Below are 13,177 nucleotides of genomic sequence, written 5' to 3' on the forward strand. Positions count from 1 at the left end.
TCGATAACCGATATGAGTGCCGACGGAATTGACAATAGGTTGAAAGCCTGCGGGTCGAGCTCGGCGATTGGTGTGCTTGAGTTGCCTGATGCCGCCACACCATCAAAGGCTGTCATAAAAAACGTCAATTTAGAGCAGGCCCTGGCTGATATTGAAGAACAAGCCGGAGGATTAGTAAAGACGACAAAGCAGGTGATGGCCTCGTTTAAAAAAATTAAAGATGCCGCAAAAGTGGGGGATTTGATCAATCTTCGAAAATTATTAGAGGAAGGGAAAGAGGTGACGCTGAGTTTGGGTTGTGACTTTGTGAAAACCCAGGAACGTCTGAACTTTGATGAAGCCGGGTACCTGGAGGGCAAAGCGTTTCGCCAGGAACTTCTCACGACTGCACAGCAAATGGGTGTCAATCTCTATGAACACGATGGGTATTTGTTTTCCTATCCAGTCTTATTGCGCATACTTCATAAAGAACGGGCGGTCGCCATTGACCGAATGCGGGAAAATCGGCTTCGTCCTTCGGTCTTAGTCAAACGATTAAAGGAAGTTCAAAATAAACCCCTTCGATTTAAACCACAAACGTTTCTCGAGATGGTTTTTACGGCCTATTCCATCGTGGTGGCGGGCCGAGGGAAGCATCTCATTGGTAAAGGAACGGTGATTCCACTTTTGGAACTCTATCAACTTCTTACGCTCCTTCCTTGGCAGGCCAGTGAATACACGAGACAAGAATTTGGGCGGGACGTCTATTTACTGGATAAAAGTGGAACCATTACCACCAAAAACAATCATCGGGCAAACTTTCATGCGAGTACCGGGGTGCGGGATGCCACCAAGACGTTAACCGTGATTGCGCAAGGGGGACGGGAGAAAACTTATTATGGAATTTCCTTTGTCCAGGCGGGATAAGCGGGTCGGGATGGTATTTAAGTTTCCCTAGGGTGAGCCGAGAAGACGAACTAGATTAACAGGATATTGAGGAAAAATTTATGTCTCCACAGGAATGGTTGAACGTTCTGAAATCCGCCTATCTCCAAGGGTTTATTCGTCGGGGAGGATCGGCCGTCAAATTTGCGGTGGTGGAGGAGGCTCAGAACACCAAGTCTGTGAGCATGGAGGTGGGGGACCTGTCACGAGAGCAGGGCTTTGTCACGATTCACGCAGATTCTTGTTGTACGAAAGTTCAACTCATTGATCTTCTGTTTAAGGAAATGGCCAGACAAATCGATTGGGATGCCTTGGCATTTGAATATGTCCAAAAGCTGTTTCGAGAACATCAATGGAAGATTCCTGAACGGAGGGAGGAATGTTGCTGGTCTTCTGTTGCCACTCTCAATAGTTGCGATGAATCCATGATGAAGCGAGAAATGAATGCCTGGTTGGAAGGGGCCTTGTTTCAGGATTTTCACATGAGTCGGGAATTTCGATTGGCCATGATTCAGTTGTGCTTAGCCCAGCTGGAATTACCTGACAGTCCGTCTAAAGAGCCGGCAGCGATCAGGGCCTGGCTTCGAGGCGAACTGAAGCAAATGGCTACTCTCAAAAAGTTATTAATATTTGAAAAGGTCACCCGCAGTAATGCGCGTGACCTCATTGCGTCCTTGTCCCATTGGACCCGCCTGGCGGGAAAACCCGGTATGGTTCTGACCATCGATATTTCAGCCTTTACAGGCGGGAAGGATGTCGGGGCCAACTCTTTGAATTATTCGCCCTCTGCGGTCATGGATGCCTATGAAATGCTGAGACAATTCATTGATGGCAGTGATGAAATCGAAGGGTTGTTGGTCGTGGTTGTCACCTCACAAGCCTTTCTCTCGGATCAACGGGTGGGGCTGAATCGGTATGAAGCCTTAAAGCTTCGAATCTGGGATGATGTCCGGGATAAAACCCGTCAAAATCCTTTTGCGCCCATGGTCAGACTGACCGACCAGACCGAAAAATTTACCCAGGGCAGTCTCCTGGCAAGAGTGGGAAGCCGAAAAGAAGATGTACAGCATCAACGGGTCATTGAATCCTTGCGGGCGGGTGTACCGAGTCCGGGCGTCGTCAAGGCGTTAGGCTGTCCACAACCGATGGTCAAATCCAAATTTCAACAGATGTTACAGGATGCCCAGGCCAGCATACATAAGGGTTGGACTACAAAAGGGATGTTGATTGAAGGAGGATTTGGAACGGGAAAATCCCACCTACTGGAATCCTTAAGCCACATGGCCTTGGATTCCAGATTTGTATGTAGCAAGGTCGTGATCAGTAAGGAAACACCTCTGTATAGTCCCGCATTGATGTTTCGATCTGCCATTGAGTCTGCTGAAATCCCCGAAAAGCGAGGAGATGTCTTGGCGGAGGTGGCAGCAGATTTGAATTTCAAGAGTCCTCAGTATGCAAATTTTTACGAATGGGTGCATCGTCAAGGCGGGGAAATTGATGGGCGCTTTGCTGCCACGGTATTTTTGTACGAACGCATGGTCAATGACCCGGAACTCAGTCATCGGATCATTCGGTTTTGGGCAGGGGACCCCTTGACCGATGCTGAAATCAAGCGATATCTCAAATCCTGCGATGCCAATGTCTCTTATCGATTTGAACGGGTCTCGCCAATGGAGATGGCGTTGCAACGGTTTAAATTTGTTTCACGACTCATGATTGCGGCTGGATATTCTGGTTGGATTTTACTGATCGACGAAGCGGAAATTATTGGACGGTACTCCTTTAAGCAGCGAGCCCAATCCTATGCGGAATTAGCCAGGTGGCTGGGTAGACTGGAAGCTTCCAGCTTTGCGGATCTTGGCTATAAATCCGGATTGGCGGCGGTGATGGCGCTAACCGATGATTTTCAAAGTGCGATTCTGGATGAAAAAGGTGATCGGGAAAAAGTGCCAGAAAAACTGCGTGAAACAGGATCAGAAACCGATTTAGTGCTGTCCCGCCAAGCGGAACAGGGCATGCGACTCATCGAATGCGAGCGCATACCCTTGGTTGGTCCCTATGATCAGCTGGTGGAGGAAATCTACCATAAAATTCGTTCCATTCATGGTGCGGCGTATGGGTGGGAACCACCTCAGGTCCCCACGATTGAGCGGTTATCCAGCACCCGGATGCGTGAATATGTCAAAGGTTGGATTACCGAATGGGATTTAACGCGTCTTGATCCAACACAAAAAGTCGAAATTGAACTAACGGAAATTCGACAAGATTATTCAGAAGATCGTGAATTAGAAGGTGATCAGGAAGGTATGCTTCACCCGGCACTCTCCGAGTCCATTTAATCTGGGGTTTGACCAAAATCGCCGTCATCAGGATTTTTGAATATGACGAGCAAGGTGTTCAAATCGAAATTTTTGAGGACGGAGAACACGTTTCTTCATCATAGATCTTGGTCTTCTCCTCAGCCTGTAAAAACCAACCCGCGTTCGCATGTGACTTTCTAACCTGTGAAGGAAACGACCAATGGAGTTACGGCCTCAAGAATGGTTTCATACACTTCGGCAAGAATACCTTCAACGATTTATTGGGCAAGGAGGCTCATCGGTCAAGTTTGTGGTGACAGACTCTGATCGGGATAGAGTAGACATCCAAAATCAATTGGCGGTCTTGGCTCAGCAGGAAGGGTATGCGTGCATTTCGGTTGATGCCAAAGACACCAAAATTCATATGATGGATAAGTTCTTTCATCAAATTGCTCGGCGAATTCCATGGGATGACCTGGCTTCACAATTCGTTCGGCGACTTCTTCAAGAAAATGGGTACCAAATCCCGGAGAACAAAGAAGAGTTTTGCATGGCTGGAGTCGCCCGGATGAATGAAAGGGCGGAACCCTTATTGCGACGAGATTTAAATAGTTGGTTAGAGCGGGCCATCTATCGAGATACGCAGATGTGCCAGGAATTTCGTATGGCCATGATCCGATTGTGTTTGGGCCAAATGGACTCTGGCTCGGAAGTCCCCTTTATGACCGAACCGGTTAAGTCCTGGCTGGGCGGGGAGATTCGTCAGATTTCAGCTCTCAAAGAAGCCCTTATTTTTCAGAAAATTAATCGGACGAATGCTCGATATATGTTTGTTTCGTTATGCCGTTGGTTACGATTAGTAGGAAGAACAGGGTTAGTCGTGTCCCTGGACTTGAGTCGATGTTTGCTCAGTAAGAAACCGGACTCTCCTGAAGGCTTATATTATGGCGTTTCAGCCACGTTAGATGCCTACGAAATGCTTCGCCAGTTTATTGATGGGACGGATGAATTGGAAAGTTTTCTGCTGGTGGTCCACGTACCGCAAGAATTTCTGACAGATGAGCGTCGGGGGCTCAATCGGTATGAGGCGCTGAAGTTGCGTATTTGGGACGAAGTCCGTGATCGTCAATACCAAAACCCATTAGGGGCTTTGATTCGTGTGGGATCTCAACAGCCCGGGGACGCCCACGATACCGGAAAGAGGGAATACACTGATCGGCCTGCCATGGCCAATGGTGATGTTGGACATCAACGCGCCATGGAAGCCTTGCGATCCGGGGTGCCGAATCGTGATGTGGTGCAGGTACTTGGAAGCCACCAACCGGACCTGGAGGGAAAATTCAGACGGCTGATTCAACAGATGGAGGCAAACGTTCCTCATGAAATGCCTACAAAGGGTATCGTGATTGAAGGAGGGTTTGGGAGTGGAAAGTCCCATCTTCTTCATGCGTTGCAACAGGTGGCGCTGGAGCAGAACTTTGTCTGTAGTCCCATTGTAATCAGTAAGGAAACTCCATTGTACAATGGAGTGCCCTTCTTTCGTGCAGCCATGAACAATGCCGTTGTTCCCGGTAAACATGGCGATGCTCTAACCGAAATAGCCGGTGAACTGAATTTCCAAAGCCCGCAGTATGCCGATTTATTTGATTGGGTGCATCGGAAGGACCGGGTCTGCGATTCCCGATTTGCTGCCAGCCTGTATCTCTATGAGCGAATGATCAATGATCCAGAGCTGAGTCATCGTATGATCCGGTATTGGTCAGGAGATCCTATAAGTAATAGCCAACTCAATAAATACCTTCAGGGGTGTCCGCCGGAAAACCCGTATGTGTTTAATAAAATGTCCAGTCAGGATTTGGCCTTGGACCGGTTTCAATTTGTTTCGCGCTTGATGGTCGCTGCCGGCTATAAAGGGTGGATCCTGTTAATTGATGAAGCGGAGATCATTGGTCGGTATTCCTTTAAGCAACGGACTAAGTCTTATATGGAGGTGGCGCGGTGGATGGGGGTGCTAGCCGATCATTCCTGTCCGGCTATTGGGGCCATTGTGGCTTTGACCGATGATTTTCAAAGTGTGGTCTTGGAAGAAAAACAGGATTCTCAGAAAATTGAGCAGATGTGTCAGGAGGAATCGACGGATGAAGCTCATATGCAAGCCTTGCAGGCGGTCCAGGGTATCCGGCTTATTGAACAGGAGGGCGAACCATTAGTTCGTCCCTATGAATCAATGGTAGATGCGTTATATGAGCGGCTTCGGACGCTTCATGGGTCCGCCTATAGCTGGACACCGCCACCCGTTTCCGCTGTAGAAAAATTATCCAGTACCCGGATGCGCGAGTATGTGCGAGGGTGGATTACCGAATGGGACTTGCGACGATTGTACCCTGATGCCCAGTTGGACATTGAAATTCTTGATGTGCGGCAAACGTATGACGAGGATCAGGAACTGGAGCCCAGTATGGGTGATGACACTGACCCTAGAAAGATATCAGAGTCTGAAGAATGCTTGATGGCAGTCGCCTTACAAAATCAAGCTCCCGTGTGAGTAAGGGGGCCAGCCGGGAAGGGTCGACCGAAATGCGTAGCGGCCATCCTATCGTCGGGGAATGAGTGGCTTAATTTAGTAGCGTGAGGGTCGGATTGTCTTCCAATCGGCTGGCTTCTGCTTCGGTGGCATTCTTTGCGATGGATGTTAGCTCCCAGTGCAATACCTCGTGAGCAATTTTACCCAATTGGGATTCCCTTCTTCCCCTCCATCCCTTCCAGACGTAATCAGGTCTGATTAGTTGACGTGCCAGTCAAGACTGGCGGTGCAAATTCCAAATTTTCACCGGGAACAATAGGATGGCAGTCCCAGGTTATTGGTGGAGAACGGTCATGATACAGGAGCCCAGATGAGACCCATCGGTGGCTTCTGATGTGCTTCCCCTCCTTTCCGCTCTCACATTGAAGGTACGGAATCATATCAATGATCGGATGTTAATGATTTGAACAGTTTGATCTACATATGGCGGCCGATTCAGGCGCAATCCCTTGGAAGAAATCGCAAGCCAACATTATCGGGGCCATGGAGTTGAGGGAAGGCTCAAAATTGGAGCGAGGCTCAATTTAGTTGGTAATGATCCGATAGCGTAAGGCAGAGGACCGCCCTCGAAGAGGGAGGGGTTTGAAAAGCCTGAATTGAGAATAGGAAAGACCTTTGTCTGTATCTGAGTTGACGCCTCGTAAAGAATTGCCATTGTCGGTTTTGAGACTGTGGCGCATCTGTGTGAACAGGATCATGGGAGCCATGGAGCTCTTACACCAGCATACGATTTTGCTGTTATCCGTGCTCTTTGGACTTTGCCTTATCGTGATTTATTTGCATATTTCCCAATTGAAATCTCAAATGGTGACGGTTATGGCCTTTCGGGGATCCGAGATCTATACCAGAGCGTTGAATGAGATGCGGATATGGTACACCGTCGAGGTTGTTCAACGTCTTCATGCTCAGGGAATCGAAGCCTCGGAAGGGTATCGAGACCATCAGGGCGAAATCCCTCTCCCTGCGACTCTAAGCCGGGATCTGGGTCGTCGATTGGTGGCCGGGCGACCAGGCGAACAATTGAAGTTAATGAGCCCCTATCCGTTTCAAAATAGAGTGAAATCAGGGGGACTTATGGATAGCTTCCAGGGAGAGGCCTGGGAATTTTTCACGCAACATCCTGATTCTGATGAGCCATTCTATCGGTTTGAACAAGTCGATGGGCGTGAGTCCCTCCGTTTTGCGAAAGCCGATCGAATGCAGAAGGAATGTGTGGAGTGTCATAACAGACATCCGGATAGTCCGAAGCGTGATTGGCAGATCGGGCAAGTGGGCGGCTTGTTGGAGGTTGTCTATCCCATTAATTCGGTAGAGACAATCATGGGCATGAGTTGGCTCGGAACTTATGGATTGATGGGGATGTTGGTCGTTATTTGGATGGGAGGATTCTGGTTAGTCGTCTTAAAGCTCGGACGGGTAGCAAGCGAATTGGAAGAGGAGGTTCGAGACCGAACCGGCGCGCTGCAAAGTGTCAACAAACATTTGGAATTAGAGATTCATGATCGCCAATTGGCCGAAGATACCCTTCGGCAGGCGAAAGATAATCTGGAAAAGCGAGTCCAGGAGCGAACGGGAAAGTTGGCTGCCTCAAATGCGGAACTCATTCGGGAGGTGGCAGAGCGGAAGCGGGCCGAGGAGGACATACGCAAACTCAATTCCCAGTTGGTTCAGCGTTCGGCGCAACTTGAGGCGAGTAATAAAGAACTTGAGGCATTTAGTTATTCGGTCTCGCATGACTTGCGGGCCCCCTTGCGGGGCATTGATGGGTTTAGCCAGGCGGTACTGGAAGACTATGATGAAAAGCTTGATGAGTCAGGGCGAAGTTATTTGCGTCGGGTGCGGACTGCCAGTCAACGAATGTCTCAGCTAATAGATGCCATGCTCAATCTTGCCAGATTGACTCGGGCTGAAATTCATACACAGACCTTTGATATGAGCGCCGTAGTTCGGGGGATTCTTGACGACTTGCAGAAGGTGGAGCCGGACCGGCAGGTAGAATGTATTGTGGCCAATGATGTATTCGCCACCGCTGATCCGCAATTACTCCGGGCGGTTCTAGAAAATTTGTTAGGTAACGCGTGGAAGTTTACCCAGCAACAAGCTCACCCTCGTATCGAATTCGGTTATGGGCAATACAAAGGGCAGGCCGCCTACTTCGTCACCGACAATGGGGCGGGTTTTGATATGACCTATGTGCATAAACTCTTCGGGGCGTTTCAACGGCTTCATGCCTATACTGAATATCCGGGAGTGGGTGTGGGACTGGCGACGGTGCATCGGATAATTCAACGGCATGGCGGTCAGATTTGGGCAGAGGGAGTCGTAGGCAAGGGCGCAACCTTTCATTTTACGTTGTAAGGGAAACGAAGGAGGAGACGATGACGAACAAAGCAATTTTGTTAGTAGAAGATCATCCCGATGATGAAGAACTGACGATGCGGGCGCTCAAGAAAAACAATATAAAAAATGAAGTCGTGGTGGCCCGTGATGGTGTAGAGGCGTTGGAATATTTATTTGGAACCGGAGCTCATGCCGGTCGGGATTTAAGTAACATGCCTCAAATAATCCTGTTGGACCTCAAGCTTCCCAAGATTGACGGGCTGGAAGTGCTTCGACGGTTGCGAGCTGATGATCGGACAAAGTTTCTCCCGGTGGTTGTGCTCACGTCGTCCAAGGAAGAGCAGGACATTGTGAAAAGCTATCAACTTGGTGCCAATAGTTATGTTCGTAAGCCAGTGGACTTTCAAGAGTTCTCTCAGGCGGTTCAAAACCTTGGGCTCTATTGGCTGATTTTAAATGAATCGGCACCGGAAAGGGTGTGATACATGTGAGGTCCATAGGGTTACTAACCTGGTTGGGGGGCGTCTGGTTGCTTTGCGAGGATCCGAGGGATGGTGCAGTCATTCCTGGTCGCGTATATTGAACAACCTTTTCATGAGATTTGGATTATTCCCGCTCCCATTCTGTCTGTCAAAGGTTCCAACAGGTGTCAACTTTTCAGTGACATCAAATAAGAAAGAAATGCCCGTTCACCGCGCAATCTGCCTAGCTTCCTGAGTCCAGCCTTCCGGATCTTGAATCTCTTATCTTTTGTTTTCATAAGGTTTTCTCTTCTCTATCTTATGCAGTTTGGCCCCCGGCATATCCCTTGCTCCGGGTAATAGATACGAATCTTCCTACCAATCTTTCCAAGGAGGGGGCCATGAGACGAATGCTCACATGGGATATACCTGAATCCGTGATGACACAAGATCAAGCATGGAATCCAAAACGAAAATATATAGCCGAAAGCGTTGGGCTGGTGACCCACCGGGCGTCAAGAGGCAGTGGGATCGGTATAACCTGTTGTGCCAAATGTGGCAGTGAGGTCAAAGTCTTTGTTTCTCCCAGACGCAATCCCCATTCCAGTAAATTAGGACGTGCGGTTTCGTTAAAGGATCATGATCTGTGTCGGCGCTGTTGGCGGAAGTTGATGCATCAACAACGAAAAACGGGGGTGGTGACACTGCCCATTTCCTTCTTTGTGAAAGAGGAAAGTCTCCGACCTCGCTTGCTGGTGCCTACAATTGCTTCTGTGCCCAAACAAGCTTCCTAATCCTCAACACGAAGAAGGCTGAGGGAGAGGGGAATCGCCTCATCCGCAATGATATGTGGCACTTGGACTCCTGGCAGGAAGTTCAGTTAGACGAGGCAGTCGCCGCAACTTGGCTCTGTTGAATGAATCCTTTCGCAAGGGCCGCATTTTGATACACAACCTTCAACGCCAGGTTCCCGAACGGACGGCGTACGACCTTCAATAATACCTGTCCCTCTTCAAACCCCAAATTCAGCTCGTTTTGTTTTCCAGCAAGAAACGATTGCTTGGTCGGTTCGGTGAGGTCCTGTGTGAGGTGATAACTATCTCCTAAGATTATTTGTAACTGCTCGAACCAGTCCTCCGTGAATTGCCCCATATCGATGGTAATTTTTGCCAGTTTCCGGACCGGTTCGGGTGTGCCTGGAACTGTGTCGGGTAAGTAGGTTAACTCCAAATATCGATTTTTATCGGTCAATTCATAGAGGCATTCCGTCGAACTTTTGCAGGCAGGTAAAGCGGATACGTCTTGTTCCGTCATGCCAAATTTTAAATCGCGGAAGCCATCAATTCCGGGCTCTGCCAACCCTAGAGGTCCAAAAAGAAGGATGGAGGAATAGGCGAGGAGTGAGCAGGCGCGTATGCAGAGGATGCGGGAAAGTAGTTTCATGACTGAAGGTTCCTTAATGGTGAAGATAGAAAATTAAAGAAAAAAGGCCGATCTAGGGGATTTAGGCTGATTTGCATGGGTGGTTCACCATAACAAACCTTTCCGGAAAAAGGCGATGAGGCACTGCACGAGGACTAACAGATTGAGGCAATAGTCTTTTTTGGGGTACTCAGAAAAGAAATTGTTGAGCGGGGGCCGTGAGAATTGCGGCTTTTTTTAAGTTTCGGGTATTGATTACCGCTGGCCTGAGTAGTTTTAGGGAGATTCCTGATAAATCTGGAGAAGTGGCCCCATCCAATAGCGCATGGGTCGGTCCCCTTCAGCTGCCTTATGAGGAAGATGGGCGACATACCAAAAGACCACATTGGTCTCTTGGACGCTTTCATCACTTTTGGATTCCAAATCCCCACGTGCGCCGAATGGCCAGCCGGTATCTTCATCCCGGTAGAATTTTCGAATCGAGACATCACGATTTGAAAAATTATTCGAATGGCCATCAAAAGGACCTGGAATAATCCAGACACCCTGTCCGGTGGGATAATCCCGCACAAACCAGACGCGATCCTGGTTATTGCTGGCGGGTTTCTTGGCATCCTCCTCAACCAGGTATTTTTCCCACCCCGACCCCCAACCGTTGTCGTTTGTAGAATTCCGGTCCAGGACAAAGACCTGATCCTGATCGGATCCGCCAATATCAAAATCCAGGCGCCAGTAGGCATGGTGATCATGGTCGGTATTACAGGAGAGATTCCAGCTCTGAACAATGGGATATAAACGACCGTCTTCGCTCAAATACCAGGCTTGATACAGATGGTATTGACCAATTTTGGCATAGACACCTAATTCCAACCACTTGACCCCTTGGATGGTATGTTCGGCCTGACACAGCTGTTTGCCATCGCAGTTAGGATTCTTTTTAAGGCGCGGTGGGCTGATCCGGTCTTCGAATGGTCCGCATCGGCCACTGGCCCGCCCAAGCCCAAACCAACTAAACGGATGCCAGGCCGGCCACTCCCGAACATACTTGACCCGGATCACCGGCAAATCGGCTTTACCTAAAATCTGTTTGCCTTCATAAGACACATTGCGTAGCCCGAGGCCAGCAGCATCCTTCATCTCAAGATGTAGGTCCCACGGTCCCCACGTAAACGGTTTGGATTCCCAGTCAGCCAAGGCGGGGCTGACAGCCAAGACACTGGTCAATGCGACACCGACGATGAAATATCGAAATGATGCCATGCGACCGACTTCTTGTTTGGGAATAGTCATTGGAGTCCTGCCTCCTTGCCTGCGTCCAAGACGGTCTGAGAAGTGAGGTCAACTCGGGCAAAGTAGAGTGCCGAACTCTCCGGCATTTCAGAAAATGTGACCCACAACACGCGGTCCCCAAATCCCGCTTCATCGCTCACCCAGAAATACCGGTATTCTTCAGGTGAGGTGAGAATGGCATGTCCGTGCAGATGCTGAATCTCTTGGGAAATTCGTTGATCTGCTCGTGCCAGTTCAATAGCGGCGGTGATTTCTTCTTCACCTTCTTCGGGTTGGTAGCCTTCACGCGGATCCTGCTGGACAGAAGACATTCGGTCGTTTTCCATGCAGACATGCACGGCCACATTGTGGGTGTAACTGTAGTAGGTTAACCGATAGGCCGAGGCATCGGAATTCGATGCCCGTTCGGTCGTTCGAGAGTTACTTGAGTCGTCTCCCTGTAGGATTACCAGGCATTGGTCGGCAGGGACTTTCTCGGTATTGATGTAGGCAAATCGCTCGCCCAATTGGGTCTTCACGTCCGGATCCCGTTCTGCTGTGGCACGTAAGCCAGATTGGTTGGAATCGACAATGATAATCTCCGGTCCGGGAGCAGATAGGGTCGTAGGAGACATGGCATCGACGGGGCGTCGCGGACCGCCTTCTGGTGGTAATTCCAATGGTAATTCTACCAGTGGAGGGGGATGGAAGGGCAGGGGTTTTTTGGGAACCTTTGTCAGTTCGACGCTGGAACAGCCCAGAAAAAAGCTGCCAAGGACCCAACCGGCCACCATAATGATTTGCGAAGTCAAATTTGCCTTCATGAGGCTGGCTCTCTAGGTCGAGAATGAAAAGACCTGTGTCAGCATTGATCAAACAGGATGACCTTAAGAATTCTGTGTAATAAAAGCAAGAGAGGCAGGACAATCACCTGGAAGGTGCCAAGGAAGATATTCGAAGCGTTGATGTGGTTTGGTCAGGGTTGTAATGAACGCTGAACTCATATGACTCTATTCCAAATGGCGGTTCGGGACCTCAGGAGTAGAAAGTTTTCACCTACGGAGGCATGCATGAAGCACCTTGTTCTGGGCATACGAATGACACGGTATTTGGTAAGCGTGTTTTTAATAAGTGGATTTTTGGGATTTGGACAGACTGTCCAGGCGAATGAATTTTTAAATTGGGATGCCTTACTCAAAAAGTATGTGGCCTCCAAGACTATCGAAGGGATAACGCTGTATGCCGTGAATTACCAGGCACTTGGTCATGATCCGCTATACAGAAGAGTCATTGCCGATCTGGAGAAGGCACCAGTGGAGGGCTTCAGCACACAGGAAGAGAAGTTGGCTTTTTGGATCAACGCCTACAACATCATGGCCGTCAAAATGGTGTTGGATCATTATCCACTAAAAAGCATCAAAGATGCCGGAGGATTATTTTCTTCGGTTTGGAAACTCAACGTGGGAACGGTTCGCGGGAAGGCACGAACACTCAATGAAATTGAACATGACATATTACGCAAAATGGGGGAACCCCGGATCCATGTGGCGATCGTTTGCGCCTCCTTGAGTTGCCCTGACATACGGCCGGAAGCCTATACGTCAGAGCGATTGCATGAGCAACTGGATGACCAGATGAAGGCATTTTTAGCGAATCCGAACAAAGGATTGCAGGTGGAGGAATCCAATCATCGCCTGTATCTCTCCTCCATCTTTAAATGGTTTGCTGAGGATTTTGAGTCCAAGGGAGGCGTGCGTCCGTTTTTAGCCATGTATGTCCCTGAACGGGTTTCTGCCTATTTAAAAAACGAAACATTCAGATTGAGGTAATTGGACTACAATTGGAATCTCAATGCATTCAAATAAGCTTGGAAGGTA

General features: G+C 49.0%; 10 protein-coding genes. 7 read left to right on the forward strand and 3 right to left on the reverse strand.

Translation table 11 applies throughout. The features are described 5' to 3' along the window. The first annotated feature begins 12 nt into the window (after positions 1-12). The 6 genes from PJI16_12620 to PJI16_12645 all read left to right on the forward strand — a co-directional run bounded on the left by PJI16_12620 (position 13) and on the right by PJI16_12645 (position 9,403). Positions 13-906 carry a hypothetical protein gene (locus PJI16_12620; protein MDT3778404.1) on the forward strand — a complete coding sequence of 298 codons (894 nt, stop codon included), beginning with the start codon at positions 13-15 and terminating at the stop codon, positions 904-906. An 80-nt stretch (positions 907-986) separates the two neighbouring features. Continuing rightward, positions 987-3,263: a DUF2791 family P-loop domain-containing protein gene (locus tag PJI16_12625; GenBank protein MDT3778405.1), complete on the forward strand. Its 2,277-nt coding sequence runs from the start codon at positions 987-989 to the stop codon at positions 3,261-3,263. A gap of 181 nt (positions 3,264-3,444) precedes the next feature. Next, positions 3,445-5,769, forward strand: a complete 2,325-nt coding sequence (locus PJI16_12630) for a DUF2791 family P-loop domain-containing protein (protein ID MDT3778406.1) — start codon at positions 3,445-3,447, stop codon at positions 5,767-5,769. Positions 5,770-6,513: 744 nt separating this feature from the next. After that, positions 6,514-8,166, forward strand: coding sequence for an ATP-binding protein (locus PJI16_12635; GenBank protein MDT3778407.1), 1,653 nt, complete (start codon positions 6,514-6,516; stop codon positions 8,164-8,166). A 20-nt stretch (positions 8,167-8,186) separates the two neighbouring features. Continuing rightward, on the forward strand, positions 8,187-8,630 hold the full coding sequence (locus PJI16_12640) for a response regulator (protein ID MDT3778408.1): 444 nt from the start codon (positions 8,187-8,189) through the stop codon (positions 8,628-8,630). Between the two features lie 380 nt (positions 8,631-9,010). Beyond that, positions 9,011-9,403, forward strand: a complete 393-nt coding sequence (locus tag PJI16_12645) for a hypothetical protein (GenBank protein MDT3778409.1) — start codon at positions 9,011-9,013, stop codon at positions 9,401-9,403. Between the two features lie 82 nt (positions 9,404-9,485). Here PJI16_12645 and PJI16_12650 read toward each other — a convergent pair whose 3' ends face one another. The 3 genes from PJI16_12650 to PJI16_12660 all read right to left on the reverse strand — a co-directional run bounded on the left by PJI16_12650 (position 9,486) and on the right by PJI16_12660 (position 12,124). Continuing rightward, a complete protein-coding gene (locus tag PJI16_12650) occupies positions 9,486-10,052 on the reverse strand; it encodes a hypothetical protein (protein ID MDT3778410.1) in 567 nt (188 codons plus the stop codon). 255 nt (positions 10,053-10,307) lie between these two features. Then, complete coding sequence (locus PJI16_12655) at positions 10,308-11,321, reverse strand: hypothetical protein (GenBank protein ID MDT3778411.1); 1,014 nt, start codon at positions 11,319-11,321, stop codon at positions 10,308-10,310. Continuing rightward, the gene (locus PJI16_12660) at positions 11,318-12,124 is read right to left on the reverse strand and encodes a hypothetical protein (protein ID MDT3778412.1); all 807 of its coding nucleotides are present in this window, start codon (positions 12,122-12,124) and stop codon (positions 11,318-11,320) included. The genes PJI16_12655 and PJI16_12660 overlap by 4 nt, the downstream gene beginning before the upstream one ends. A gap of 246 nt (positions 12,125-12,370) precedes the next feature. Here PJI16_12660 and PJI16_12665 point away from each other — a divergent pair, with 246 nt between their 5' ends. Next, a complete protein-coding gene (locus PJI16_12665; GenBank protein ID MDT3778413.1) occupies positions 12,371-13,129 on the forward strand; it encodes a DUF547 domain-containing protein in 759 nt (252 codons plus the stop codon). The last annotated feature ends 48 nt before the right edge of the window (positions 13,130-13,177 follow it).

It is taken from the genome of Nitrospira sp. MA-1 (genome assembly GCA_032139905.1).
Lineage (GTDB): Bacteria > Nitrospirota > Nitrospiria > Nitrospirales > UBA8639 > Nitrospira_E.

Excerpts from the sequence above, each read along its gene's own strand:
- PJI16_12650 (MDT3778410.1), bottom strand. The coding sequence starts at position 10,052 with ATGAAACTACTTTCCCGCATCCTCTGCATACGCGCCTGCTCACTCCTC.
- PJI16_12660 (MDT3778412.1), bottom strand. The coding sequence starts at position 12,124 with ATGAAGGCAAATTTGACTTCGCAAATCATTATGGTGGCCGGTTGGGTC.
- PJI16_12620 (MDT3778404.1), top strand. The coding sequence starts at position 13 with ATGAGTGCCGACGGAATTGACAATAGGTTGAAAGCCTGCGGGTCGAGC.
- PJI16_12635 (MDT3778407.1), top strand. The coding sequence starts at position 6,514 with ATGGAGCTCTTACACCAGCATACGATTTTGCTGTTATCCGTGCTCTTT.
- PJI16_12640 (MDT3778408.1), top strand. The coding sequence starts at position 8,187 with ATGACGAACAAAGCAATTTTGTTAGTAGAAGATCATCCCGATGATGAA.
- PJI16_12665 (MDT3778413.1), top strand. The coding sequence starts at position 12,371 with ATGAAGCACCTTGTTCTGGGCATACGAATGACACGGTATTTGGTAAGC.
- PJI16_12625 (MDT3778405.1), top strand. The coding sequence starts at position 987 with ATGTCTCCACAGGAATGGTTGAACGTTCTGAAATCCGCCTATCTCCAA.
- PJI16_12630 (MDT3778406.1), top strand. The coding sequence starts at position 3,445 with ATGGAGTTACGGCCTCAAGAATGGTTTCATACACTTCGGCAAGAATAC.
- PJI16_12645 (MDT3778409.1), top strand. The coding sequence starts at position 9,011 with ATGAGACGAATGCTCACATGGGATATACCTGAATCCGTGATGACACAA.
- PJI16_12655 (MDT3778411.1), bottom strand. The coding sequence starts at position 11,321 with ATGACTATTCCCAAACAAGAAGTCGGTCGCATGGCATCATTTCGATAT.